The sequence below is a fragment of the Paraburkholderia bengalensis genome (assembly GCF_037126505.1).
Lineage (GTDB): Bacteria > Pseudomonadota > Gammaproteobacteria > Burkholderiales > Burkholderiaceae > Paraburkholderia > Paraburkholderia bengalensis.
This window is the reverse complement of record NZ_JACFYJ010000025.1, coordinates 40048-67035: the sequence shown is the minus strand read 5'-3', so window position 1 is coordinate 67035 and position 26988 is coordinate 40048. Positions and strand designations below refer to the sequence as shown.

The 26988-nt window shown below is 64.0% G+C and carries 21 protein-coding genes; 7 read left to right on the top strand and 14 right to left on the bottom strand.

Annotation, left to right across the window (positions count from 1 at the left end; genetic code table 11):
* Positions 1-9: 9 nt before the first annotated feature.
* Positions 10-1323: a YbfB/YjiJ family MFS transporter gene (locus H3V53_RS17065; protein ID WP_419539513.1), complete on the bottom strand. Its 1314-nt coding sequence runs from the start codon at positions 1321-1323 to the stop codon at positions 10-12.
* Between the two features lie 435 nt (positions 1324-1758).
* On the opposite strand from H3V53_RS17065, the gene H3V53_RS17060 reads away from it, so the two are divergent.
* Positions 1759-2706, top strand: a complete 948-nt coding sequence (locus H3V53_RS17060; RefSeq protein ID WP_336598949.1) for a GGDEF domain-containing protein — start codon at positions 1759-1761, stop codon at positions 2704-2706.
* Here H3V53_RS17060 and H3V53_RS17055 read toward each other — a convergent pair.
* The 3 genes from H3V53_RS17055 to H3V53_RS17045 all read right to left on the bottom strand — a co-directional run bounded on the left by H3V53_RS17055 (position 2703) and on the right by H3V53_RS17045 (position 7656).
* On the bottom strand, positions 2703-4397 hold the full coding sequence (locus H3V53_RS17055; RefSeq protein ID WP_473766659.1) for a methyltransferase type 11: 1695 nt from the start codon (positions 4395-4397) through the stop codon (positions 2703-2705). The genes H3V53_RS17060 and H3V53_RS17055 overlap by 4 nt on opposite strands.
* 426 nt (positions 4398-4823) lie before the next feature.
* Positions 4824-6116, bottom strand: a complete 1293-nt coding sequence (locus tag H3V53_RS17050) for a two-partner secretion domain-containing protein (RefSeq protein WP_336598947.1) — start codon at positions 6114-6116, stop codon at positions 4824-4826.
* 481 nt (positions 6117-6597) lie between these two features.
* Complete coding sequence (locus H3V53_RS17045; protein WP_336598946.1) at positions 6598-7656, bottom strand: LacI family DNA-binding transcriptional regulator; 1059 nt, start codon at positions 7654-7656, stop codon at positions 6598-6600.
* Positions 7657-7756: 100 nt separating this feature from the next.
* Here H3V53_RS17045 and H3V53_RS17040 point away from each other — a divergent pair, with 100 nt between their 5' ends.
* The gene (locus H3V53_RS17040; RefSeq protein ID WP_336598945.1) at positions 7757-8947 is read left to right on the top strand and encodes a phytanoyl-CoA dioxygenase family protein; all 1191 of its coding nucleotides are present in this window, start codon (positions 7757-7759) and stop codon (positions 8945-8947) included.
* 30 nt (positions 8948-8977) lie between these two features.
* Positions 8978-10132 (top strand): Gfo/Idh/MocA family protein, encoded by a 1155-nt coding sequence (locus H3V53_RS17035; protein ID WP_336598944.1) that lies wholly within the window; start codon positions 8978-8980, stop codon positions 10130-10132.
* A 666-nt stretch (positions 10133-10798) separates the two neighbouring features.
* Here H3V53_RS17035 and H3V53_RS17030 read toward each other — a convergent pair.
* Positions 10799-11065, bottom strand: coding sequence for a hypothetical protein (locus tag H3V53_RS17030; RefSeq protein WP_336598943.1), 267 nt, complete (start codon positions 11063-11065; stop codon positions 10799-10801).
* Between the two features lie 667 nt (positions 11066-11732).
* Between H3V53_RS17030 and H3V53_RS17025 the strand changes: the two genes are divergently transcribed.
* Positions 11733-12008, top strand: coding sequence for a DUF4148 domain-containing protein (locus tag H3V53_RS17025; protein ID WP_336598942.1), 276 nt, complete (start codon positions 11733-11735; stop codon positions 12006-12008).
* A gap of 31 nt (positions 12009-12039) precedes the next feature.
* On the opposite strand, the gene H3V53_RS17020 is transcribed toward H3V53_RS17025, so the two are convergent.
* The 7 genes from H3V53_RS17020 to H3V53_RS43650 form a co-directional block, all read right to left on the bottom strand.
* Positions 12040-13506, bottom strand: coding sequence for a heavy metal sensor histidine kinase (locus H3V53_RS17020; RefSeq protein WP_419539512.1), 1467 nt, complete (start codon positions 13504-13506; stop codon positions 12040-12042).
* Positions 13506-14186, bottom strand: coding sequence for a heavy metal response regulator transcription factor IrlR (gene irlR, locus H3V53_RS17015; RefSeq protein ID WP_054918423.1), 681 nt, complete (start codon positions 14184-14186; stop codon positions 13506-13508). Before irlR ends, H3V53_RS17020 begins: the two co-directional genes overlap by 1 nt.
* On the bottom strand, positions 14186-17452 hold the full coding sequence (locus H3V53_RS17010) for an efflux RND transporter permease subunit (protein ID WP_419539511.1): 3267 nt from the start codon (positions 17450-17452) through the stop codon (positions 14186-14188). Before H3V53_RS17010 ends, irlR begins: the two co-directional genes overlap by 1 nt.
* 66 nt (positions 17453-17518) lie before the next feature.
* On the bottom strand, positions 17519-18994 hold the full coding sequence (locus H3V53_RS17005; protein WP_336598941.1) for an efflux RND transporter periplasmic adaptor subunit: 1476 nt from the start codon (positions 18992-18994) through the stop codon (positions 17519-17521).
* Between the two features lie 9 nt (positions 18995-19003).
* Positions 19004-20335 carry a TolC family protein gene (locus tag H3V53_RS17000; RefSeq protein ID WP_336598940.1) on the bottom strand — a complete coding sequence of 444 codons (1332 nt, stop codon included), beginning with the start codon at positions 20333-20335 and terminating at the stop codon, positions 19004-19006.
* Between the two features lie 225 nt (positions 20336-20560).
* Positions 20561-20827, bottom strand: a complete 267-nt coding sequence (locus tag H3V53_RS16995) for a DUF4148 domain-containing protein (protein ID WP_054918428.1) — start codon at positions 20825-20827, stop codon at positions 20561-20563.
* A gap of 192 nt (positions 20828-21019) precedes the next feature.
* Positions 21020-21331, bottom strand: coding sequence for a zinc ribbon domain-containing protein (locus H3V53_RS43650; RefSeq protein ID WP_419539510.1), 312 nt, complete (start codon positions 21329-21331; stop codon positions 21020-21022).
* A gap of 198 nt (positions 21332-21529) precedes the next feature.
* Here H3V53_RS43650 and cadR point away from each other — a divergent pair, with 198 nt between their 5' ends.
* Positions 21530-21961 (top strand): Cd(II)/Pb(II)-responsive transcriptional regulator, encoded by a 432-nt coding sequence (cadR, locus tag H3V53_RS16985; RefSeq protein WP_336598938.1) that lies wholly within the window; start codon positions 21530-21532, stop codon positions 21959-21961.
* Between the two features lie 154 nt (positions 21962-22115).
* Here the strand turns inward: cadR and H3V53_RS16980 are convergent, their stop codons facing one another.
* The gene (locus H3V53_RS16980; protein ID WP_336598937.1) at positions 22116-23039 is read right to left on the bottom strand and encodes a LysR substrate-binding domain-containing protein; all 924 of its coding nucleotides are present in this window, start codon (positions 23037-23039) and stop codon (positions 22116-22118) included.
* A gap of 285 nt (positions 23040-23324) precedes the next feature.
* On the opposite strand from H3V53_RS16980, the gene H3V53_RS16975 reads away from it, so the two are divergent.
* Entirely contained in the window at positions 23325-24377 is a 1053-nt protein-coding gene (locus tag H3V53_RS16975) for a Gfo/Idh/MocA family protein (RefSeq protein ID WP_336598936.1), read from the top strand.
* A 25-nt stretch (positions 24378-24402) separates the two neighbouring features.
* The gene (gene aroQ / locus H3V53_RS16970) at positions 24403-24837 is read left to right on the top strand and encodes a type II 3-dehydroquinate dehydratase (protein ID WP_054918415.1); all 435 of its coding nucleotides are present in this window, start codon (positions 24403-24405) and stop codon (positions 24835-24837) included.
* 289 nt (positions 24838-25126) lie between these two features.
* On the opposite strand, the gene glmS is transcribed toward aroQ, so the two are convergent.
* The gene (gene glmS, locus H3V53_RS16965) at positions 25127-26944 is read right to left on the bottom strand and encodes a glutamine--fructose-6-phosphate transaminase (isomerizing) (protein WP_336598935.1); all 1818 of its coding nucleotides are present in this window, start codon (positions 26942-26944) and stop codon (positions 25127-25129) included.
* Between the last annotated feature and the right edge of the window lie 44 nt (positions 26945-26988).

Genomic DNA, 26988 nt, shown 5'->3' with positions numbered 1-26988 from the left:
CCGATCAGCTCACCGAACAGGATCTTGCGCCAACGCTACCTGCATATGCGCAAGTACCGCGCCTGCCGCCAGCAGACCTGCCGACCAGATCAGCCCGCGCCCGAGGCCGATTCCGTCGGACACCCATCCGATCACGGTCGGCCCGACGATTTGTCCGAATGCGAACACGATCGTGAATGCGCTGATGCCGCGGCCCCAATGCGCGGCGGGGAAATTGTGGCGCACGAAGGCGGTCGTCGAGGCGACGGCCGACAGGAACGTCGCGCCAAACAGCACACCCGACGCGAATGCGGCCACGGGATGCGCCACCACGGCGGGCAGCAGCGTGGCGGCCGCCAGCAACGCGTTGAGCAGCGCGAGCGCCTGGCCGCCGCGCATGCGATCGAGCAGTGTCGACCAGATGCGCGCCGACACGATCGTCGCGACGCCCAGCAGCACGTAGAAACCCGTCACGACGCCCGCGCTGATGCCGCCATTGCGCAGCAGCGCGACGATGAACGTCATGTAGCCGATGTAGCCAACGCCGAAAAGCCCGTAGCCGGTGAGCGCGAAAAGATAGCGCCGCATCGGCGGAGCGTCGCCTGCGGGCGCGGCGCCCGTTGCCGAGGCCGCGCTCGAACCGTGGCGCGTCTCGATGCGCAACGCGGCGCGCGCAGCGGCGACCGACAGCACCGCACATGCCGCCGCGAGCGCGTACCACGCCACCTGCCACGCATGCACGCGATGCGCGCCGTCGGTCAGCGTAGCGGGCACGAGCAGCGCCGACGCGACGATGCCCCATCCCGTGCCGCCGTAGTACAGACCAAGCACGAGCCCTGCATCGCGTGGACTCGACGTGGCGAGGCGCGCGGCCAGCACGCCGCCGCTCACGAAGATGAACGCGCTCGCAATACCCGTCGCGACCCGCTGCACGAACAGCGCGTTCGTGCCCGACAGCATGCCCGTCACGGCCATCAGCAAGGCTGTCGCCACGCAGCCGACGACGAACAGCACGCCCACCCGCCAACGGCGCGACAGATGCGGAAACACCAGCGCGCCGAGCAGATAGCCCAGCGCGTTCGCCGTGTTCATCGCGCCAGCCTGCGCGAAACTCCAGCCCAGATCGCTTTTCATCGGCGGCAGCAGCAGCGCGTACGAGAAACGCGCCAGGCCCAGCGCAATCGCGCTGCCCATCGACAGGTTCACGGCCAGCCAGAGCGTCGGGCCGCGTGCGGGCGCCGCGGCGGAACCGGTAGCATTGGCAGAATCGGCGGGATGGGAGTCGGGCGCGTCGTGGGCGGATGCCGAGCATGCGCGGCGCGCCCGGCGCCGGCCTCGTCCCATCAGATCGCAGAGGATGCTGCGTGCCGCGGAGCGTGCGCGCCGGGCGTGACCAGTCATCATGTCGTTGTTCGTATCGATCGATTGGACTCACACTGTACAGCAGGGTCACGTGCGCAGCGCGCGGCTCCCAAAGGGCGCATCGCACCTGCGCCCCGAAACCCGCGCGACGCGCAGAATTGCGGCCAAAACTGCTCACTGTTCTTGCGATGGTCGCGCTTTGCGCCGACGTAGACTTGATCGCGTCTCCACGTTCTCCGTGATTCTTCACGCAGTCGGAATCATCGGGACGCTTCGCGCGCCACGGCTTGTCCGTGGCGCTTTTCTTATGCGAAACGCAGCGAACCTGGCACAGCCAGATTGCGTGAGACCAGAGACGCAGGCCGCGCGCTCCGACGACGCGGCCGGACGCACACATGTCTTCTGCACCGACAAGCCATGAAATCGATACAGGATCTGCGTACTGACGACATCGCATGTGAAGCGTTGCTGGCCGCGCTGGACGGCCGAGACCAGCTGGTCGCCATCTACGACACGAGCGATCGGCTCATGTTCGCGAACAGCGCGTTCAAGCACGCATTCCGGCTCAACCGCGAACGCGACGAAATCACGTTCGCCGATCTCGTGCTGCGCGGCATCCTCGGTCAATGCGGCACGCGGCTCGAAGGCGCCGACGCCACGGCTGTCATCGACGAGGCGCTGGCCGCGCGCCGCGAACGCGCCGGACAGCGCAGCTTCGCGACGGAACTGATCGACGGACGCTGGTTCTGGATGACGGAATCGCTGCTGGAAAACGACTGGATCGTGCTGACTGGCTCGGACATTTCGGCGCTGCGCTCGAGCGAGCAGGCGTGGATCGGCGCGCATGAGCGCGCGGTGCAGGAAGCGCGCACCGACGTGCTGACGGGCCTCGCGAACCGGCGCCAGTCGATGTCCGCGCTCGAACTGGCGATCACGGCGGCAGCGGGCACCGAAACTCCGCTCACGGTCGCCCTCGTCGACCTCGATCATTTCAAGCAGATCAACGACTCGCACGGCCACGCGGCGGGCGACGCCGTGTTGCGCGATTTCGGCGAAGTGTGCCGGCACGCGACGCGTCAATCGGACATCGCGGGGCGCATCGGCGGTGAGGAGTTTCTGGTGGTGTTTCCGTCGACATCCGTCGAGCACGGCGTATCGGCTGTCGAACGGATGCGCCGGCAAGTGCTCAGCCGGCGCGTGCAGGTCGCGCAAGATCGCGCGATCCGTTATTCGTTTTCGGCGGGCGTGTGCAAGGTCGAAATGAGCGACGATCTGGAAAGCACGCTTGCCCGCGCCGACAGCGCACTGTATTCGGCCAAACGCGAGGGGCGCAACCGGACCGTGGCGTGGGGCGCGCGGGCCTAGACCGCGCGCGCCGCCTCGCGCGCTTTCTTCGACTCCGCCAACGCGAGCAGATGTCCGCGAATCCGCGCAATCAACTCCGGCCAGGCGCCGCCGAAACTGCGGCGGAACAGGCGCATCGACGGATACCACGGGCTGTCTTCACGCCGATAGTGCCAGCGCCAGTCGCCGTACGCGGGCAGCATCAGCCAGGTCGGCTTGCCCATCGCGCCCGCCACGTGCGCCACCGAGGTATCGACGGTCAGCACGAGGTCCAGCGCAGCGATGATGTTCGCGGTCTCGTCCATCGTGCGAACGTCGGCGCCCAGATCGTGAAAGTTCTCCAGACGTCCCGCGTATTCCGCGGCTTCGTCCGCGCCCGCGCCTTTTTGCAGGCTGAAGAACTCGACGCCATCCAGTTCGAACAGCGGATCGAGCAGCGACAGCGTCGGCAGTGAGCGCGCGTGGTCGTTCTCGTGCGTCGGCGCGCCCTTGAATACCACCCCCACTTTCAGGCTCGCCGAACGCGCGATCAACGCTGCGTGCGACGCTTGACCCGGCGCGCGCAGAAACGGCACGGACGCAGGCAGCGCCTCCAGTTCCAGCGGCAGATGCGCGGGAATCGCGTGTGGAAACACCCAGTAGTCGTGCTGCGGCAGGTTCGCGCCGTCGTTGGCATCGTTCACGTCGATCGCGGCATCCGCTTCGCCCGACGTCCTGAACAACGAAACGAGCGGCGTCTGGCACATCACCGACACATGTCTTGCCCCGCATCGCTCACGCAAGATCTTTGCGAAACGCAGAAAGAAAATCTCGTCGCCGAGACCGAACTCGCTCCAGATCACGATCGACTTGCCCGACAGCGATTCGCCCTTCCATGCGGGAATGTCGACGGGCGGTCGCGCTGTCGTGCGCCGCTGCCAGCCGAGCGGCGCCATGGTCGCCTCGCGCAGGTTGAAGCCCTCATACAGCTTGCCGCGCGCGATGGCGTGCAATGCCTGATAGAGCCGCGGCAAATGTTCACCCGGCAAGCGCTCGACGCATTGCCCCCAGAGACCATCGATGGCCTCTTCGCGCGCCCATCGCAACCATTCCATCGACGTACGGTGATACACCTCGAAGCGATACGGATACATCTGCAGCGCGCGGCGGCCCGCCTCGATGCTTTCGTCGGCGCTGCGCGCCTGCACGAGCGTGGCGAGCAACTTCGTCGCGGCCGGCACGGCACGCTTGCGCAACACGATCTCGATCGCGCATTCGGCGACGCCGTGCGCCGTCTGATCGATGTCCTTGCGCGATTCGTCGTAATGAGCGCGCATGAGATTCACGCGCTCGCACGATGCGACCTCCGACATCGCGCGGACCAGATCCAACACATCGACCGATGATGGCAATGGGCTCGCCGCCTTGCCGATCGTGAAGCTCACCTTGTGCTGACGATTGAAACGGCTTGGCCAGCAACGCTTTTCGTACAGATCCTCGTCGGGAACCGTGAACATCGCCGCGAGCCAGCGCTGGAACAGCATCAGGCGCTTGATGCCGATGTCGGAAATGGTGAACTTCGGGTCGGTTGCCAATGCGGTGATGGCAGCCGTCAGACGCGTGAGCAGATGCTCATCCATGATGTCGCGTGCTTCGACCGATTGCGCCCACGTGTCGACATCCATCAGAACGCCGTAGTTCTGGTCGATCTTGTTGAGCAGCTCGAGCAGCATGCGGCCCGCCTTCTCATGTTCGCGGCGATATGCGCGCACCGCGTTCGGGCCGCCCGCTGCGAGCTTTTCGCTGGGATCGAGATTGCGGTCGGCGAGTTGTGTGTTGATGCGGCCCGACAGAAACAGGTTTTCCCAGTGATATGTACCGCCAACACTGGAAAGAGTAAAAGTTTGATAATCGGAAACGAATAGGACTATTCCAAAAAATGTCCGCTTTTTCCTACGCTTCTATAAGGATTTGGGGGCGTTATGTCGGCCGTTTCAGCGATTAATTGTGTGCGAGACATTAGCAATAATGGAATGCGATAGGACCATTCCTAAAAATGGTTTTTGGATAAGCCACTTTCGTCTCATTCATTCGATTAATCGAGAAATCAATTTAAATAAAAAGGCGGCGCAATCCAGATGGATTGCGCCGCCTTTGGATCAACGACGTACCTTGCAAGCGTACGTCGCGTGGGTCACCGTACCCTGCACATCGAGGCTATGACCCGACGTTTCGACGAAGCCGCCATTGCCATGCGCCGAACCGGCCTTGATCGTCGCGCCGCTGTCCACCTGCGTGTAGTTCGCGAACGTCACGCCGTCCTGCAACATCAGTTGCGCCTGCGTGCCCGCAAGTTGATGCAGGCTGTCGCCACCCATGATGACCTTGCCGCCGGCCGCGTCACCGCTCACGTCGACCGTCGCATTGCCGAACACGCCCACGCGATCGCCCGACAGCACCACCGTGCCGCCCACGCCACCCGCCGACATGTTCGATGCGTCGATCTTGCCCGTCACCGCGACATCGCCCGTCGTGCCCGCATCCGCGACCACGGTGCCCGCGCGCGTCACGCCCGACAGGTTCACCACCGTGTTGAGCAGCGTGTCCTTGCCGCGCGCCGTCAGCAGCACGGAGCCGTTCTGCGCGTTGATCGTGCCGCTGTTTTCAGCCAGCGCGTTGGCCGTCGCATTCGTCAGCGTCAGCTGAATGCCCTGGCCGTTCGCGAGTGCGACCGTCGCGCTGTCGCCGGCTGCGAGTACGACCTGGCCGCCCGGCGCCGTCGTGATCGAGCCCGTGTTACGCGCCTGGTCGCCCATCAGCGTGACGTAGCCTTGCGCCTGAATCTGGCCATCGTTGACGACGCTCGCGTTCGTGCCGGTCGATTGCAGTTGCAGCGGGCCGCCCGCCATGAACTGGTTCGTATCGATCGATTTCGTCGTCGCCAGCAGCGAGCCGACGTTGACCACGGCGCCCTTGCCGAACAGCACGCCGTTCGCGTTCTGGATCAGCACCTGGCCGTTCGCCAGCAGCGTGCCCTGGATGTTCGACGGCGCGCCCGTCACCACGCGGTTCAGCGCCTGCGCCTGTGCGTTCGGCTGGTTGAACTGTACCGTGTTGCCCTGGCCAACGTTGAACGTATCCCAGTTGATGACGGCGCGCTGGCTGCCCTGGTTGATGTTCATCGTGTTGGCGTTCTGCGAGATGGCCGCCTGGCCCGCGACCACCTGGCCGTTGGTCGGCAGCGCCTGCGCGAAACCGATCGACGGGTCCAGCACCAGCAGCGCGAGCGCCGCCGTTGTCGTCAGCGACGACACGACGCCCAGTTCGCTGCCCGAGGCGCTCACGCCTGCGCTTTCGCCTGCCGCCTTGCCTTGGCTCACTACATTTTCTGCAACGGCGACCAACATACCCAGACGCTTGCTGAATACGCGACGAAACCGATTCTTGTTCATGGATGAAGACTCTCTAGATCTGGAAATAGAAGAACGAATTCGTGACACCCGGTCACGGCGATCCAAATCGCAGGCAAAGCTTCGCCACGGGCGTCGCGCTGAGCGGCGTCCTCGTGGGCCAACCGGCCTGGCCTGGATCAATGGGGAATCGATGGAACGCCATGACTGGCGATGCGGTTCGAACTGCCTCTCTCAGAGCGATCGAGGCGGGATCGCAACAACAATGCTTTTCAGTGCTGCGTACTTTTTGAGAATCCGAACCGCGTGTACGAATCCTTATCTCGTATCCTAGTAAGCGAATCCCTACCGAGATATCGTCCTATTCTTAAATTCTTAAGATAAGACAGGGACTCGGATGACAGCCTTTCCTTACGCGCGCCGGATTCTGATATTCGTTTGATGGCGCGGGCGCACGGCGAGCGCCTGCTGGACACAGCGACGCATGCCCTTTTGTCGTTCCGTGTGCTTGCTGCTCGTGTTTTCAAGACGCGTCGAAGCGCGCCGCGAATCGCGCGCTCACATCGTGCGGAATATTCTCCGGCGTCACGACCATCACCGACGACGACCCGCTCACCGCCGACCCGGGCAGCAGCTTGTGAAAACTCATCACGTGCTGGCACGCGCAGCGCATGTCCTGCCGCAAATCGTGATGCAGGATCGCGGTGATGGCGCGCTCGCGCAGCAACTGCACGTTCTCGCGATCCAGATCGTGCCCGATGAAGCATTTCGGATGCTGATTCAGCGCCGTCAGCGCGCGCAGGATCGCCGCGTTGCCGCCGCCCATCGAATAGACGGCGGTGATTTTCTGCCCGGCGCCGATCGCCTTGCGTACGCGTTCTTCCGTTTCCGCATCCAGCCCCTGTCCGCCGCTCGCGTCGATCGGCGTCAGATGCGCGTAGCGCTCGCGCAGCACCGCGCGAAAGCTCGCTTCGCGTTCCTCTTCACCACGGAAGCGCTCGTTGCTGCGCGTGATGAGCACGTTGCCCGCGCGCCGGCCGAGCCAGTGGCCGATCAGATACGCCGCCGTCGCGCCGCCGACGCGGTTGTCCAGGCCCGCATACGCGATGCGCGCCGACGCTGGGATATCGGTGAACATCGTCACCACGGGAATCTCGCGCTGCTTCAGTTCGGCGATGGCCTGCGCGATCTCGGGCACATCGCGCGCCTTCAGGAACACGCCGTGACTGCCGCGCCGCGCGATGGCCTGTAACGCGTCGACCACCTGCGCGGTCGTCATCGTTTCCTGCATCAGAAAGCGCGGCCGGAAGATCGCGGGATGCAGGCCCGGCACGGTGTCTTCGAGCGCGTCGCGGATCTCGTCGGCGAAACGGCGCGGCGCCTCGACGATCACATCGACGACGAGCTTGCGCCCGCTCGTCGCCATCGTCAGCTGCTGCTTTTCCAGTTCCCGGATCGCCTGTTGCACGCGCCGCCGCGTGTGCTCGCGCACGTGCGCGCGGCCGTTCAGCACGCGGTCGACGGTTGCTGTGCCGAGACCCGCCTGCAACGCGATTTCCTTGATCAGAAAGGGATGAGCCATCGAAAACACCGCCCGTTTTTGATGTGTTTTTGATGTTTCGATGGTAACGCAGCGCCGAAGATTGAGGCTAAGCTGGACCGCAAACATGGAGGCAGACGAGATGAACGCTCAAGCGCAGGTTCACGGCCCGCACACGTGGTTTCGCGAGGCGGATTGTTCCGTCGACGACTTCGCGAAGCTGATCGAAACGTCGCGCGAACGGCAGCCCAAGCCGCGTCTTGCCGCCGATGTCGCGCAGGCCATTCCCCTCTACGACTGCGATGCGCTGCGGCCGCTCCTGCTGGACGACGCGCGCCGCCCGGCGCTGCTCGCCGAGTGGGCAAGCGTGCTGCTCGACGGCGCGGGCGTGTTCGTGCTGCAGCGCGCCTACAGCGACACGGCGTGCATCGACGACGCCACCGCGATCTTCGAGTCGATCATCCGCAGCGAGCGCAAGTCAGGCGGCGGCGCCGACCACTTCGCGAAGGCGGGCGCGAACGATCGCATCTGGAACGCGCAGGAAAAGCTGTGCCTCGTGGCGCCGGAGGTGTTCGTCCGCTACTTCGCGAATCCTGTGTTGATGGCGGCGGCCGAGGCGTGGCTCGGGCCCGGCTATCAGATGACGTCGCAAGTGAACGTCGTGCGGCCGGGCGGCGAAGCGCAGCAGGCGCATCGCGATTTTCATCTCGGCTTTCTCACCGTCGACGAAGCGCAGCGCTTTCCCGCGCATGTGCACACGATGTCGCCGATGCTCACGCTGCAAGGCGCCGTCGCGCACACCGACATGCCCGTCGAAAGCGGTCCGACCAAGCTGCTGCCGTATTCGCAGCGCTACCACCAAGGCTATGTCGCGTGGCGCCGTGCGGACTTTCGCGCGTACTTCGAATCGCACCACGCGCAGTTGCCGCTGCAAAAAGGCGACGCATTGTTCTTCAATCCCGCGCTCTTTCATGCGGCGGGCTCGAACCGCACGCACGACGTGCAGCGGATGGCGAATCTGCTGCAGGTGTCGTCGGCCTATGGACGCGCGATGGAGTCGCTCGATCGCACGCGCATGTGCAACGCCGTGTTTCCCGTGCTGCGGTCGATGCGCGCGCAGCATCGACTCGATGCGAACGAAGCGCAGGCCGTGATCGCGTCGTGCGCGGAAGGCTATGCGTTTCCGACCAATCTGGACCGCAATCCGCCCGTCGGCGGACTCGCGCCCGCGAGCCAGCAGCAGATTCTTGCGAAAGCGCTCGATGAACAGTGGCGGGACGATCAGCTCGCGGCCGCGCTGCGCGACCTCGAATTGCGCAACGCAACGCACTAGCAACGCATCTTTGACGACGAGGGAGACGACATGGGGACCAACACGATGGGCAGACGCATCCAGCTTGGCCTGATCGGCGGCGGGCCGGGCTCGGTCATCGGCGAGACGCATCGGATTGCGGCGCGGCTCGACGGCCATTACGACATCGTTGCCGCGGCGCTGTCGTCGAATGCGGAACGTGCGCGGCAGGCGGCCGCCGATCTGTTCATCGCGCCAGAACGCGCCTACGCATCGTGGCGGCAGATGCTCGATACGGAGGCTGCGCGCACGGATCGTATCGATGCCGTCGCCATCATGACGCCCAACGACTCGCATCACGCGATCTGCATGCTCGCGCTCGAACGCGGCTTCCACGTGATCTGCGACAAGCCGCTCGCGAACGATCTCGCGCAGGCGCGCGATATCGCCGCGCGCGTGAAGGCCACGCAGGCGGAATTCTGCGTGACGTATTGCTACTCAGGCTTCCCGATGGTGCGTCAGGCACGCGACATGATTCGCGCCGGCGAACTCGGCGAAATTCGTCAGGTGCATCTGCAGTACGTGCAGAGCTATCTGGCCCATCGGGATCTGCCCGCAGGCTGGCGCACGGAAGCGGGACGCGCCGGCAGTTCGCTCGTGCTGATGGATATCGGCACGCACGCGTTTCATCTCGGCGCGTTCGTGACGGGCATGGACGTCATGCGCCTGTGCGCGGATGTCGGCTCGGCGATTCCCGGGCGCACCATCGACGATTATGTTTCCGCGCTGCTGCGCTACGAGAACGGCGCGCGCGGCTCGCTGTGGGTGACGAACGCGGCGGCCGGCTCGGAACATGGATTGAGCTTTCGTGTTCACGGCGACAAGGGCGGACTCGAATGGCATCAGGAAGAGCCGAACCGCCTGATCCATCGGCGGCAGGATGCGTTCGAGCAGATCATCACGCGCCGCCTCGGCCCCGCGACAAGCGAAGGTGCGCAGCGTTCGACGCGCATTGCGATCGGACATCCCGAAGGTTATCTGGAGGCGTTTGCGAATCTCTACACGGAGTTCGCGCAGCGTGTTGCCGCGAGAATGGGCGGATGCCCCGTCGACGACAGCCCGACGCTTTTTCCTGGCGTATCGGATGGCGTGAAGGGACTGGCGTTCGTGGCCGCATCGGTGAAAAGCATGGCGACGGGCGGATGGCAGGACGTGGAGCGCGTGTGATCGGCGCGCGCTGCGAAAGAAGCGGCATGAAAAAAGAGCCCTGTCCCGCGGGGGAACAGGGCTCGGTGGATGAGTCATATCGAACAGGCGCGTGGATGCTTGCCGAATGCTGCTCATCACGGAGAAGCTGTTATTGGTGAAACTTTTTTTGCTTCGATTGGCCCCGCGCCTACTCCTTGCTTGCTAACCCCAACTGCATTGGTGAAACCGGTCGAACTACTGCCCGGTGCATCTGCTGCGAACTGCCGACTGCGAAAGCTGCTGTGAAAAAGAGTGCGTGCTGCTGTTGCGAAAAGCGACTGCCATTGCAAAACAAACTGCCACTGCAAAATCGACTGCTACTGCGAAAGCAAAAGCGACTGCACCTTCAACGAGAACTTCAAACTGCCGATCCGACTGCTATCCGTCTTACCTCGACTGCCGTACTGCGACTGCGATCATGCCTGCTGCTACATCGACTGCTGGCAACTTCGGTCATGCGCGACGCAGAGGGGAACCGCGTCGATGGGCTTGTGAATCGTCGCTCCATGGAAAGCAGTATAGGAGCGCATCCGCGCATTCAATCGGTCGAAGCGAGCACCATTTGCCGCCCAGTTCGCCCGTTTGTTTTGCCGCCCGTTTTCACCCGTCCGTCCGCGATTGCACGACGCGCAAACTACGCCGCGCTCAGTTCGCGAAGCGCGTATGCGCCGCGTGCGCGCGAGGGTGGCTCGCGAACAGCACATCGGGATCGGCGCGATCTTCGACAGGTGTTTCGCTGAGTTCGCGGAATGTCGCGACCAGGCTCTGCCACGACGCCGACCAGCGCGTCTCTCTAAGACGGCTGCCCGTACTATCGGTGATGCGCAGGACTTCGGTGTCGGGGAAAAAGGTCAGCGTGACCGCGATTCCATCGATGACACAGGTCGCAGTACACGGTTTTGTTGCCAGCACGTTCGCCTCCGGTATGGTGTGGGTTGGACCGGCTGCGGTGCCGGACGCGCCACTTAACAGCAACGTGCATGCCCGTTTGCGCGACATGCACCACCGATGCCCGCCGCACAAGGCACACGCGCCACGTGAGTCCATCCGATCCACGCATCGCCGACGGTCGACGGCCATCGAGTGTTGGCATTCGCCGCACACATGAACGCCCGAACGACACGTCAAATCCGACATCCACTCTTCTCCGACGATCAAGCTTCACGCCATTGCATCGCCTGTGCGCAGCGGCCGCTCACTGCTCACTGTCTTTGAACTGATCCGTATGTATACGTAGTAGCAGTTAACAAGCACGTCTGCTTTCTGTGGACAAAGGCGAAATCTGCTTTGCGCTCAAAGGATTGCTGAACGGATACCTTTGAGCATAAGCACGGGATCACGCGCCGCAAGCCTGAATAACTTTTCGCGCATTCATGCGCGCCGCGTGTTTACCCAGAATCTACCCACAGCCAACGCCTCCGCGATATCCCCACGTTGTCCATAGCGTCGTGTGGACATCCTGTGTCCTGCTTTTTACGCGTGACACTTTTCTCATCTTCGCGTCACGGACGCGCACTGTCTGCCCGACATACTGGTTTCACGACGCGCCACCCGGCCGTCATCACCGAGGAGATCCATCATGAAAGCAACCAGACTCGCCGCAGCGTTCGTGACTGCCACCATCGTGCTGGGCACGCTCTCGCCGTCCGCGTTCGCGCAAGGCAAGACGCGCGAGCAGGTCCGCGACGAACTGATCCAGGCGCAGCACGACGGCACGCTGCCCATCAGCAAGACCCAGTACCCGCCCAATGCCGGCACGATTGCGCGCAACAAGGAAGTCCACGCGATCGCACGGCATGGCGGCGAGCAGAAGCCGAACGTCGATCGTCACGACAACATGGCAGCGGCGCGATAGATGCGCCTGCGGGCGAGCCGCGTGAAGACGGCTAGCGCGAGGTACGCGTCGAAGCAGCAATGGCATCGCCTCGACGCGCGCGCGGAAAGCTCAGCCAGAACGTCGCGCCGCGCCCCGGAAGACTGTCGACGCCGCATTGCCCGCCGTGGCTCTCCATGATCGATTTGACGATGGCGAGCCCGAGCCCCGTTCCCGATGCGGAATTGCAGCGCGAAGGATCGACGCGGTAGAACCGTTCGAAGATGCGGTCCAGGTGCTGCCGCTCGATACCCGCGCCCTTGTCCGACACGGCGATTCTGGCTATGTCGCCCGTTTCGCTGCAATCGATCGAAATCGTCGAACCGCGCGGCGCGTGGGCAAGCGCGTTCGACAGCAGATTGCTCAACGCGCGCTGATACAGCAGCAGATCCGCATGAATCTCCGCGCGGCCGTACACGCGAATCGCGATGTCGGCATCGTCGGCCATCGGCTCGTAGTAGCCCGCGACGCGCTCCGCTTCCGCCACGGCGTCGAGGCGTCGCACGGCGATCTGCGCATCGGCGTTTTCGGCGCGCGCCAGAAAGAGCATGTCCTCGATCATCCGCGATAGCCGCTGATACTCGTCGACGCTCGATTCGATCACGTCGCGGTATTCGTCGGCGCTTCGCGGCTGCGACAGCACCACTTGCGCGGCCGCCTGCAGATTGGTCAGCGGCGTGCGCATGTCGTGCGCGAGGTTCGACGAGAACTGGCCAAGACGGGTGAACGATTCGTTCAGTCTTTCCAGCATGCCGTTGAACGCCCGCTCGAGTTCCTTCAGCTCGCCGGACGTCTCGAGTTCAGGCAGCGGCTGCGCAAGACGGCTCGACGACATCGCTTCGGCACGCGCGACCATGCCGCGCAGCGGACTCAGGCCGAGCATCGCGATGCCGTACGCAAGCGCAGCCGCGAGCATGATGCCGAGCACTTCGATCAGCGCGATCGTAGAGGCGTGCGCGCGCAACAGCGCGGCATCGTCGGTCGCGTCGTACTGAAGCACGACGCGCACGGGCATGCCCTGATCGCGGCTCAGCGGCACCGACGACACGAGATACCGAAGGCTCGTGCTGTCGCGCGAAAACTCGACGGGCGCGCGTCCCGACCACGCCGCGAGCGTCGGCGGGAACGGCCGGAAGCGGCGCGTCGCGAGCAACAGGGTCGCATCCGTGTCGTAGATCGCGAGGTCCAGGCTGCGATGGCCGTGCAACTGGTCGATCAGTCTTTCGGTATTCGCGGCGACATCAGCCGCCGAACCGATGTCGAACAGGTGCGACTCCAGCGCCGTCATCGTGCTGTTCATCTGGTCGGCCGAAGCGGCGTCGATACGATTGCGCAGCGCCTCGTAGAGCGACACGCCGCTCAGCGCGAGAATCACGGACGCCGACAGGACGATGAGAACGGTGAGCCGCGCACGCAGCGTCTGTGGCAGGAACCGGGTCAACTTCAGCGTCGGCATGAGCGTCCACTTCAGCATCGACATCACGCTGCGCCGTCGCGAACTTCGAGCACGTAGCCCATGCCGCGCACCGTATGAATCAGCTTGGGCTCGTACGCGTCGTCGACCTTCGAGCGCAGGCGGCGGATCGCGGAATCCACGACGTTCGTGTCGCTGTTGAAGTTCATGTCCCACACCTGTGACGCAATCGACGCGCGCGGCAGAATTTCGCCCTCGCGCCGCATCAGCAGCCACAGCAGCGCGAACTCCTTCGCCGTCAGCAGGATCGTGTCGCCCTGCCGCGTCGCCTTGCGGCGCGTCAGGTCGAGTTCCAGATCCAGCACGCGCAGCGTGTTCGAATCGCGCGGCTGGCCACGGCGAAGAATCGACTTCACGCGCGCCGTGAGTTCGACGAAGTCGAACGGCTTCGCGAGGTAATCGTCGGCGCCGAGTTCCAGTCCTTTGACGCGATCGCCGACGTCGTCGCGCGCGGTCAGGAACAGCACAGGCGTCGGCTTGCTGCGCCGAAGATTGCGCAGCAAGGTCCAGCCATCCTGACCGGGCAGCATCACGTCGAGGATCAGAAGGTCGTAATCCTCGGTTTCGGCCTGATGCTGGCCCGAAATGCCGTCTTCCACCCAATCGACGACATAGCCGGCCTCGGTCAGCCCCTTCCGCAGATACGCGCCCGTCTTCGGCTCGTCTTCGACAATCAATATGCGCATTACACGTTACTCCGATCGAATCCCGGGCGCCGCACCATGCGGCCCCACCAGCCGCGGCCGGCGCGCGCGGCGAATCTGTTGCGCAACGATACCGAATGGCACACGCGGTACAGCACGGGCAGCACGAGCAGCGTGAGCGCCGTCGACGACAGGATGCCGCCGATCACGACTGTCGCGAGGGGACGTTGCACCTCGGCGCCCGTGCCCGTCGCGAACGCCATCGGCAAGAAGCCGAGCGACGCGACCAGCGCCGTCATCAGCACGGGCCGCAGCCGCGTCAGCGCGCCTTCGCGCACGGCGGCATCGAGCGCGGCGCCGTTCTCGCTCAGATTCCGGATGAACGAAATCATCACGAGACCGTTGAGCACGGCCACGCCCGACAGCGCGATGAACCCGACGGCCGCCGTGATCGACAGCGGAATGCCGCGCAGCCACAGCGACACGACGCCGCCGCTCAGCGCGAACGGAATGCCCGTGAACACCAGCAACCCGTCCTTCACGTTGTTGAACATGATGAACAGCAGCACGAACACCATGAACAGCGCGAGCGGCACGACCAGCTTCAGGCGCTCGCTGGCGCTTTGCAGCTGCTCGAACTGCCCGCCCCACGACACCCAATAGCCCGCCGGCACCTGCACGTCCTGACCGATCTGCGCCTTCGCCGCCGCCACGAACGAACCGACATCGCGGCCGCGCACATTCGCGCTGACGACCACGCGCCGCTTGCCGTTTTCGCGGCTGATCTGGTTCGGCCCCGGACCGACGCGCACCGTCGCCAGCTCCGTCAGCGGCACATAGGGCGGCTGGACGAATGGCCCGCTCGCGCCCGATGCAGCCTGCGACGCATTCGGTGACACATTCGGCGACGCATTCGATGACCCCGGCAGCGCGATCGGCAGACGCCTGATCGCCTCAATATCCGAACGAAGCTCCTCCGGCAAGCGAACCACGATGTCGAAGCGCCGGTCGCCCTTGAACAGCGTGCCCGCCTTCTGCCCGCCGACAGCCGCCGCGACGGCGTCCTGCACGTCCGTCACGGTCACGCCATAGCGGGCCAGCGCGTCGCGGTCGAGCTCGATGGTCAGCACGGGCAAGCCCGTCGTCTGCTCGACCTTGATTTCCGATGCGCCCGGCACCTTCTGCAGCGCGGCCGCGATCTTCGCGCCCGTGTCGTTGAGAACGGTCATGTCGTCGCCGAAAATTTTCACGGCGACGTCGCTGCGCACGCCCGAAATCAGTTCGTTGAAGCGCAACTGGATCGGCTGCGAAAACTCATACGCGTTGCCGGGCAGTTCCGCCAGCACGGCTTCGATTTCGCGAATCAGCTGCTCGCGCGGCTTGGCGGGGTCCGGCCATTGCGCGGTGGGCTTGAGCATCACATAGCCGTCGGAGAGATTCGGCGGCATCGGGTCGGCGGCGATTTCGGCCGTCCCGGTCCGCGCGAACACGCGCTCTATCTCGGGAATGCGCTGCTTCAGCGTCCGTTCGATGGCCGTCTGCATCTCGATCGATTGCGACAGACTCGTGCCCGGAATCCGCAGCGCCGCCACGGCGAGGTCGCCTTCGTTGAGACTCGGAACGAACTCGCTGCCAAGGCGCGTCGCGAGCACCAGCGTCAGGCCGACGACGGCGACGGCGGCGAGCAGCACCCGCCTCGGCCGCGCGATGAAGCGCTCCAGCACCGGCTCGTAAGCGCGGCGCGCCCAGCGCATCAGGCGGTTTTCCTTTTCCTCGACGCGCTCGCCGATGAACAGCGCGACGGCGGCGGGAATGAAGGTCACCGTCAGCACCATCGCGGCGGCGAGCGCCATCACGACGGTCACGGCCATCGGGTGAAACATTTTTCCTTCGACGCCCGTCAGCGCAAAGATGGGCAGATACACCACCATGATGATGAGCTGGCCGAAGATCAGCGCGCGGCGCGCTTCCTGCGACGCGCCGAACACTTCGGCGAAGCGCTCGTCGCGCGTCAGCGGCCGCCCGGCCAACGCCTGCGCATGCGCGAGCCGACGCACGCAGTTCTCGACGATCACCACCGCCCCGTCGACGATGATGCCGAAGTCGAGCGCGCCGAGACTCATCAGGTTCGCGCTCACCTTCGCGTTGACCATGCCGGTGAAGGTCATCAGCATCGACAGCGGAATCACCAGCGCGGTAACCAGCGCCGCGCGGATATTGCCGAGGAACAGGAACAGGATCGCGATGACGAGCACGGCGCCTTCGAGCAGGTTCTTTTTCACCGTCGCCACGGCCTTTTCGACCAGCACCGTGCGGTCGTAGACGGGAATGGCCCTGACGCCCGGCGGCAGCGTGCGGTTAACGTCGTCCATCTTGCGCGCGACGGCCTTCGCCACCGAGCGGCTGTTTTCGCCCATCAGCATGAAGACGGTGCCGAGCACCACTTCTGCGCCGTTCGACGTCGCGGCGCCCGTGCGCAGCTCGCGCCCGATATCCACCTGGCCGACGTCCTTCACGCGCACGGGCACGCCTCTCACATTGGTGAGCACGATGCTGGCGATGTCGTCGACGGAACCGGCCTGGCCCGGCACGCGCACCAGGTACTGCTCGCCGCGCTTCTCGATGTAGCCCGCGCCGACGTTGTCGTTGTTGCGCTCCAGCGCGCGCACGACATCGGCGAGCGTCAGACCGTACGACATCAGCTTGGCGGGATTCGGCGCGACCCGGTATTCCTTCACGTAGCCGCCGATCGAATTCACTTCGGTGACGCCCGGCACGTTGCGCAACTGCGGCTTGATGACCCAGTCCTGCATCTCGCGCAGATCGGCCGCCGTGTACGCGCTGCCGTCGGACTTGCGCGCCGACGCGTCGGCCTCGACGGTCCACAGGTAGATTTCGCCGAGTCCCGTCGATGTCGGTCCCATGGCGGGCGCGACGCCGCGCGGCAGCTTCTCCTTTGCCTCCTGAATGCGTTCGTTGACGAGTTGCCGCGCGAAGTAGATGTCGGTGCCGTCCTTGAAGATCACGGTGACCTGGGACAAGCCGTAGCGCGAAATCGAGCGCGTCTGGCTGAGATTCGGCAGGCCGGCCATTGCCGTCTCGACGGGGAACGTGATGCGCTGCTCGGCTTCGAGGGGCGAATAGCCCGGTGCGGACGTATTGATCTGCACCTGGACGTTGGTGATGTCCGGCACGGCGTCGATGGGCAGCTTCTGATAGCTGAACACGCCGACGGCCGCGACGGCGACGATGGCCAGCATCACGAGCCAGCGATGCGCGATCGCAAAACGGATGAGTCGCTCAAACATGGGATGTCCTATGAACGGTCCAACGGCCGCGCGCCGAACGGCTTTCGCCGCGCGGCGCCCGCGATGTCACTCTTCCTCGGCGCTGCTCTTTCCGAGTTCGGCCTTCAGCACGAAACTGTTGGCGGCGACGTACTGTTGACCCGCCCGCAGACCGCTCACCACTTCGACGATGCGGTTGTCCCGGCGCCCCGTTGCGACGTTCTGCGCGACATATCCCTTCGCCGTTTTCACGAACACGGCGGGACTGCCGTCGATGTCCTGAAGCGCGTCCTGCGCGACGGCCACAGGCACGGACTTCCGTCCCGCGTCGACCGACACATTGACGAACATGCCGGGACGCCACACGCCGTCGGGGTTGGGCAGCACCACGCGCGCCTGCGCCGAGCGCGTCTGCTCGCCGAGCAGCGAGCCGACATAGGCGATCCGGCCGCTCGAACTCGAATCGAATGCGGTCGCCTTGACCGTCGCCTCGCGGCCGACGCGCACGGCATTCAACGACTGCGCCGGCACGGCCATTTCCGCCCACACGGTCGACAGATCCGACAGCGTGAACACATTCGCGTCGGCGGCGATGGCTTCGCCCGTGGTCGCGTGTTTTTCGACGATCGTTCCCGCGAACGGCGCGCGCAGCTCGTAGCGGTTCAGCGGCCCCGCGTTCGTGGCCGCGTTCAGCGCGAGCAGCTTTTGACGCGCGTTCTGCGCGGCGATTTCCGCTTCGCGCAGTTGCACCTGCGCCTGCAGATAGTCCTGTTCGGCGGAGATGCGTTCCTGCCAGAGCGTTCGCTCGCGTTCGTACGAGGTCCGCGCCGCCGACAATCTGCGCTCCGCCGTCAGCAGTTCGCTGCGGCGGTCGGCCAGGTCGGTGCTCGCGATGACGGCGAGCAATTGCCCCTTGTCGACCTTCTCGCCGACGGACACGGCCACGCGCTCGACGATGCCCGCCACGCGCGGCACCACATGCGCGGTGAGGTCCTCGTTGAACCTGATTTCGCCGGGCATTTGCAGCGTGACCGTGATGTCGGCGGGCCCGGCATTCGCCAGTTCGATGCCCGCCGTCTGGCTCTGCTGCGCACTCAGCGCGATGACGCCGTCGCTGCGCGACCAGGCGAAGGCCGCCGATCGACCCTGCCACGACGTCCGCAGCGCGACATCGAACACGTGAGGTTTCGCGATGGGCTGCACCGACATGAACCCCTTGCCCGACGGAACGAATTGCAGGTTCTCCCTGTTGCCCTGAATGCGCGTCAGGGTGCCCGTCACGACCGGCCCGCCGCCTTCAACGGGCTTGCCCTTCACGTACAGATAGACGAAAAGGCGCGCATCGCCCTGCTTTTCGGGCAGCACGATTTCGATAGCGACATCGCCCGACTTGAGCAGCGTGCCGCCCTGCGGACCTGTCGTCTGGGCGTCGGCGGGCGCATTGCTTTCGAGGCCCGCAGGCGTCTCGACGGACGGCCGATGTGTCAGCGCATACGCGGCAAACGCGAGACCCGCTCCGACAGCGGCGGCCGCGAGGATGGCGTTGATTTTGTTGCGCGGCATGATGACCCCTCAGTGGTTATCCGTTGTCTGTGGAAGGCCCGACGGCAACGGCGTGCCGACGAGCCGCCCGAGTTCCGCCCACGCGGCATGGGCGTCCGCCAGCGACTGCACGTAGCGCGACTGCTCCTGGAACAACGTGCGCTGCGCGTCGAGCACGTCGAGGAAGCTGAACTTGCCGAGCGCATAGCCGCGCGACATCGCGTTCAGCGCGTCGCGGGCGGCGGGCAGCACATCGGCCTTCAGCCGCTGCGCTTCCTGCGTGGCAATCTGATAGCTGGCGTACGCCTGCGTCAGCGCGAGCCGCAGTCCCGCCTGCTCGCCGTCGAAATCGGCCGATGCCTGTTCCGCCTTATGCACGGCTTCGAGCAAGCCGCCCTTGTTCGAATCGAAAATCGGCAACGGAATCGATACGCCGATCACCGCCTGGTTGTCGCCGATGCCGGCCGTGATCACGCGCTTCATGCCCGCGCTGATCGTGATGTCCGGCATGCGCCTCGCGCGTTCGACGGACACGGCCGCGTTGCTGCGAAGCATCGCGGCCTTCGCCATGCGGGAAAGCGGCGCATCGTCGATGCGCGCGAGCAGTTGCGGCAGCGGCTCGATAGTCGGCACCCTCTCCAGATCGCCGATGACCGCGCGTTCGCGCACGACGGCGCTGCCCGTCGCATTCACGAGCTTTTCGGCTGCGGCCGAAAGCTGCGTCATCGCATTCGCGGCCTCGATCTGCGCGCCGGTAGCGGCGACTTTCGCTTTCGTGGCTTCGACGGGCGACACCTTGCCGGCTCGCGCGCGCTTGTCGGCGAGATCGGCGGAACGCGCCGCGATGTCCGCCGATTCCTGCGCGACCTGCGACTGACGTTGCGCGGCGAGCAGTCCGTAAAACGCCGCGATGACTTGCGCGCGCAGCGCCGCGGCGCGGCCGTCGAGCGTGGCGAGCGCCAGTTCGCGGCCATAGGACGCGACTTCCAGCCGCGCGCTCCGCTTGCCGCCAAGCTCGATGGTCTGGTTGACAAGCGCCGTCGACGTGCGCTCGGCCCGGCTGAATCCTTCCTGCAGCAACGACAGCTGCGGATTCGGCCGCGCGCCTGCCTGCATGAACGCGCCAGCGGACGCGTCGGCCGCCTCGCGTGCGCCGCGCAGCATCGGGTTGGATTGCGCGGCGAGTCCGAGCACGTCGTCGAGGGTCAAGGGTGCTTGGGCGCCCTCGTCAGGCGCACCGCGTTGCGCGAGCGGCGGGTCCGTCGCGCGATCGGCGGGCGATGGACCCGCCTGCGCATGAGCGGAAGCGGCGGCAGCAGCAGTGGCCGCAAGCAGCAGCACAGAGAATGAACGTATCGACATAGGCGAAGTTACCGTTGAGCAGCCGTGGCGATGCTACGGTTGCGCAGCAGTGCGAACATGACGCGAACATGAGATTTCTGTCATCTTTCGCATTCGACGCGAGCGACGTGTGCCGATGGCTCGCTCGTGTGCATGCAAACGCTGCCGACGCCGAAGAAAAAAATGGCGCGCCCGGTGATCGCGGCGCGCCGAAATAGTCCGCGTGGAGTGCGGATCTATGAGCGACTATTTCGCGGGCACCGCCGTCGCACCTTCAGTCTTCACGGCGTTCGGATGCGCGATGGCATACAGCTCCTTGTTGCGCTCGATGGTCGCCTTGCTGGGTGGATAATCGTGGCGCCGATAGGGCAGCAAGCCATCCCGGCGCGCCTGTTCAACTTCAGCCCGTACCTGCTCGCGTGTCTTCGATGTCGGCGCCGACGCGTCCTGCGCCGACGCCATGCCTGACGCGACGGCGATCAGCAGCGCGACGACCATGGTCTGCCGCTTCATGGTTTTCTCTCCCTCGACGTTCGCCCTTGGGCGCATGCGTCCAGTCTGAAGAGAAGCCGGTGCGTATCGATGATCCGCAGATGACAAAACTGTCATTCACGTATCGTTCGCGGGCCATAAGGCGCGTAGCGCGGACTGAGCCCTCGCGCGCGACGGAAAGACGGGCGTGGCCAATCAAGCGAGCGCGCTGCGTCAAGGCACGGCTGTGCCGCATTGCCCGCAGAACCTCGCCCCCGCCTGCAACGGTCCGCTACATTTTCCGCACGCCGACAACAGCAGCGACGTGCCGCACCGATTGCAGAACTGCGCATGCGCCGAAGCGGGCGCGTAGCACCGCGAACAGATCTTTCCCGACGGCGCAGACCAGTCCGATGCGCGCGAACGTCCCCAGTCGGCGTTTGCCTCTCGCCCGTCGCGATGACTGCTCGCACGCTGCGCATGACGCGCGCCGTTGCCGCGATGACTGCCTTGATGATTTCCGAATACTCGTTCCCAGATGCTCATTTTTTGCTCCCTGCACGTGTGTTGCATTCGCGTTCACTTCGATACCAGGATCGCGAGCCCGCCGGCCATCACCGGCGCTCACTTGCACGCGCACCGGCAAATGAAAGCTCCGCGGCGTAGCATGCAAACGTTCTTTCGTGATCCACGGTAGTACTAAACACCTTGGAGTCACTCCAGGGTCAAGTCAGGAGAGCAAAAATGAAGATCGGCGAACTTGCCCGTCGGTTGAACTGCACGCCGGACACCATCCGCTTCTACGAAAAAGAAGGCATCCTTCCGCAGGCCGACAGAACGGATGCGAACTATCGCACGTACAACGAAAGCCACATTGACCGGCTGAGATTCATCCGAAATTGCCGCGCGCTGGACATGACACACGAAGAAGTGCGCGCGCTACTGGAGGCTGCGGATGGCCATTCGTCGAGTTGCAGCACGATCAATTCGCTGGTCGATGATCATATCGATCACGTCAGCACGCGAATCGACGAACTCGTGCAGCTACGGCAAAAGCTCGTCGGGTTGCGGCAGAAGTGTCGCTGCGCACATCCCGTCGATAGGTGCGGAATCATGCAGGAGTTGACGTCGCGGGACGCGCCGCAGCCGAAGATGAAAACGACTCACCTCGGCTGACGATGTCGAGGTGACGCGCTCGCGCGTGCTCGAAGAGGAAGGTTGCCGACCGCAAAGCTGCGGCGTCAGGCGTCGCGTGGGAGACGGCTAGCCGTTTATCGCGCGATTCGCCTTCACGGCGACGTACGACCTGATAATTCAAGCGGACCAGCGATCACTGAATCGTTGTATTCAGTGCGTAGGGGCCTTCGCGCAAATGTTTCATGATGAATTCGGTGCAGGCGCGCAATTTCGGAGACGATTGCAGTTTGGCGGCCGTCACGGCCCAGACGTTGGCTTCCTGCCGATACTCGGGGAGGACGCGCTGGAGCTGTCCGGAAGCTAAAGCTTCGGCAACATCCCATACTGCCAGCAGGATGATGCCGCGCCCCTGAATGGCCCAGTTGAACACGATATCGCTGTGATTCGAGCCCATGGGACCAGTCACTTTGATTGACTCGATTCCCTCCGGTCCCTGTAGCCGCCAGACCCCGAAGGTTTGATGTCGCTCCCGGTAGAGCAGGCAACTGTGATGCGCCAACTCGGCCACAGTCTTCGGAGCTCCGAATGTCGCAATGTACTCAGGCGCTGCGCAGAGAACTCGCGAATTTTCCGCGACCAGGTGGGTGACCAGATGTGGTTCCATGACTTCCCCCATCCGCACGTCAATATCAAAGCCTTCAGCGAGCAAATCAACGCGACGGTCCACCAGCTCGAGCCATATCTCGAGACCGGGATGTGCGCGGTTCAATTCGGCAAGGATGGGAGAGAGATGATTGCGCCCGAGACGCAGGCTTGAACTGATGCGCAATTGACCGGACAGCGTCGTGTCCGGCCTCGCGACGCTGTCGTTCAGACCGTCGACCGCTTCCAGCACCTTACGGGCCCACAGGTAAGTCGCTTCCCCCACGTCACTGATTCGCACTCTTCTGGTGGTGCGATGAAACAGGGTGACGCCGAGTGTCCGTTCCAGATCGGCGACCCGCTTGCTGACATAGGCAGGGGAAATCCCCAAGTCCGTCGCGGCGGCGACAAAGCTCGACCGCCGTGCAACCTGACAGAAGACCCGGAGGTCGACAAGGTCCCAGTCATTATTCACGATCAGGAAGCATTGAAGTGAACGATGCACGCATTGTAAGCGCAGAAGTTGATTTTATTCTTACTCCCGCGCCAAGCCGCACGTCAAGCCAGGCGGCGATAAATAGGGAGACGAGACGATGGAGCGGGAGACCCGCAGTGGGCAAGAGAGGCTGCATCACACCCGGAGGGTGACCTCGGCAAACCGACTCAAGCCCACCCGGGAATCCCGAGTATCAGGCAATGCGTCAGCCGGCTCTTAAGCAATCGCGTGCATGAGCGCGCTACCCTCAAGGAGTGACACAGCATGAGCAAGACCCGTATAGCCGTCGCTGGAGCCGGCTACATCGGACAGGCGCATATCGGTGCAGCAACCCGCAGCAACATCTGTACGCTTTCAGCAATTGTCGACCCGTCACCCGCGGCAAAAGTGCTGGCTGAGCAGGCCAATGTGCCATTGTTCGCGACGCTTGACGAACTGTTTGCAAAAGACAAACCCGATGGTGTCGTCCTCGCGACGCCCAATCAGTTGCATGTCGATCACGCAGTGCAGTGTCTTGACGCGCGTGTCCCGATGTTGCTTGAGAAGCCCATCGCCCCCACCGTCGCCGAAGCGGAAGCGCTGGTGCGTGCCGGCGAGGAAGCTGGTGTCCCGATTTTGATTGGTCACCACCGTGCGCACAGTCCGATCATGGAAAAGGCCCGGCAAGTGGTCGACTCCGGCGCCCTCGGACGTCTCGTGGCAGTCACGGGTACTGCGATGTTCATGAAGCCCGACCACTACTTCGTCGAGGCGCCATGGCGTCGAGAAATCGGCGGGGGTCCCATCCTGCTGAACATGATTCACGAGGTGCACAACCTTCGCATGTTGTGTGGCGACATCGTCGCGGTGCAGGCATTCAAGTCCCATGCGGCCCGGAATTTTCCCGTCGAAGATACGGTTGCGATCAATCTCCGGTTTGCTAGCGGCGCACTTGGCACGTTCATGCTTTCGGATACCGCGGCCAGCGCCCGTAGTTGGGAACAGACGTCGCAAGAAAACAAGGCCTATCCGACGTACGAAGACGAAGACTGCTATCTCGTCGCTGGAACGAATGGGAGTCTGGCCGTTCCGACTATGCGGCTGAAGACCTACGCACGGCGCGAGGACCGCTCATGGTGGAAGCCGTTCGAAGTGGGGGTTGTCGGGATGGTCCGCGATGACCCCATCAAGCATCAGATGGAGCACTTTGCCGCTGTCGTTCGGGGCGAAGTTGCGCCTTTGGTGTCAGCACGCGATGGCCTGAAAAACCTGCGAATCACGGAAGCCATCGCAACTGCGGCAACCTCAGGCACCGTCGTCGAGTTGCCGACCGATTGAAATTCACTGTTAGCGAGATACCGAAATGAAAGTCCTCATGCTTCATGGCATCAACCACAACATGTTCGGCAAGCGCGACCCGGTCCAGTACGGAACGATAACGCTCGAAGAAATCGACGAGAAGCTCCGGGCAACAGCCCGCGAGTTGAAGGTCGAGGTCGATAGCTTTCAGACGAACCATGAAGGCGAGATGTGCGAACGCATTCACAAGGCCTTCACCGATGGGGTAGATGCTGTGCTCATCAACGCCGGCGCCTGGACCCACTACAGCTACGGGATTCGCGATGCGCTCGCGATTCTCACGGTCCCGGTCGTCGAAGTGCATATGTCAAACATTCACGCTCGTGAGCCTTTCCGGCATCACTCTGTGTTCGCCGAAGTTGTGAAGGGACAAATTTGCGGCTTTGGCGTCGACAGCTATCTGCTCGCATTGCGTGCCGCGGTATCGGCAATGCAGTAGACATCGCTCAACTAGGCGACGATCGTTGTCGATTCGCCGCGCCGATGTTTATGGCCGCAACTCAACCAGGCCGTACTTCTCGAACCCACTGGAATTGAAGCGGCTGCCACCAGCGAACCGGCGCGTCAGTGTATTCAGCATCGCTATCGCGTTCTCGGCTGTCACTTCCGGCACGCGCTCCGCGGGAAGCGGCGCGCGGAACCACCGGCCAGAACGGCTGAACGATTCATATTCGATGAAAAACCGCAGCCAGACAGTCGAACACTGAGCGCCGACGGAAGCGTCCGGCTTACTCCACCGTGACCGACTTCGCGAGGTTGCGCGGCTTGTCAACATCCGTGCCGCGCGCGCATGCCGTGTGATACGCGAGCAACTGCAGCGGCACGACGTGCAAGATCGGCGACAGCAAGCCGTAGTGCTCCGGCATGCGGATCACGTGCAGCCCTTCGTCATTGACGATCTTGGTATCGGCATCGGCGAACACGTACAGCTGGCCGCCGCGCGCGCGCACTTCCTGGATGTTCGACTTGAGCTTTTCGAGCAGCGCGTCGTTCGGCGCAACCGTCACCACGGGCATCGCCTCCGTGACGAGCGCGAGCGGCCCATGCTTCAGCTCGCCAGCCGGATACGCTTCGGCGTGGATGTACGAGATTTCCTTCAGCTTGAGCGCGCCCTCCAGCGCGATCGGATAGTGCAGGCCGCGTCCGAGGAACAGCGCGTTTTCCTTGCGCGAGAACTCTTCCGACCACGCGATGATCTGCGGCTCCAGCGCCAGCACGCTGTTCAGCGCTGCCGGCAGGTGGCGCAGATGCCGGATGTAGTCGGCTTCCTGCGCCGCGCTGACGTGGCCGCGCATCTTGCCGAGCGTCGCGGCCAGCACGAACAGCGCGACCAGTTGCGTCGTGAAAGCCTTTGTGGACGCCACGCCGATCTCGCGGCCCGCGTGCGTAAGGAACGACAGTGCCGTCTGCCGCACCATCGCGCTCGTGCCGACGTTGCACACCGAGAGCGTGTGCTTGTGCCCGAGCGACTGTGCGTGCTTCAGCGCGGCGAGCGTATCGGCCGTTTCGCCCGATTGCGAAATCACCACGACCAGCGACTTCGGATTCGGCACCGAATCGCGATAACGGTATTCGCTGGCAATCTCGACCTGCGTCGGAATCTTCGCGATCGATTCGAGCCAGTACTTCGCCGTCAGGCCCGAGTAGTAGCTCGTGCCGCACGCGAGAATCAGCAGGTTGTCGATTTCGCTGAACGCCTGCGGGGCCTGCTCGCCGAACAGCGACGCATCGAATGCGTCGGCTTGCGGAATCGTGTCGGTGATCGCGCGCGGCTGCTCGAAGATTTCCTTCTGCATGAAGTGGCGATACGGGCCGAGTTCGACAGCACCGCCATACGCCGCCACTTGCCGCACTTCGCGCTCGGCGGGCTTGCCGTCGCGATCGAACACGCGGACGTTTTCCAGCGTCAGTTCGCAGACGTCGCCTTCTTCGAGGAAGATGAAGCGGTCGGTGCTGCCCGCCAGCGCGAGCGCGTCCGACGCGAGGAAGTTTTCGCCCTGCCCCAAACCGACGACGAGCGGCGAACCCTGGCGCGCGCCCACCACTGTATGCGGCTGATCCTTGTGCAGCACGGCGATCGCGTATGCGCCGTGCAGTTGCGCCGTCGCTTCGCGCACGGCCGCGAACAGGTCGCCGCGATACAGGCTGTGGATCAGATGCGCGATCACTTCCGTATCGGTTTGCGAGACGAACTCATAGCCCTTGCCGCGCAGCATCTCGCGCAGCGACTCGTAGTTCTCGATGATGCCGTTGTGCACGAGCGCCAGTTCGTTGCGCGAAAAGATGGGGTGCGCGTTATCCGTGACGGGCGCGCCGTGCGTGGCCCAGCGCGTGTGCGCGATGCCCGTTGCGCCTTCGAGGCGCGTGTCGCGAACCTGATCGTCGAGATCGGCGACGCGCGCGACGCTGCGCGCACGCTGCGGCTCACCGTTCGCGAGCACGGCGACGCCGCACGAGTCATAGCCGCGATATTCGAGGCGACGTAGTCCTTCGATCAGGACGGAAACGATATTTCTCTGCGCTACCGCGCCGACAATGCCGCACATAATGATGATCCTTCAGAGTTGGAAGCCGGCCGCGCGACCCGCGC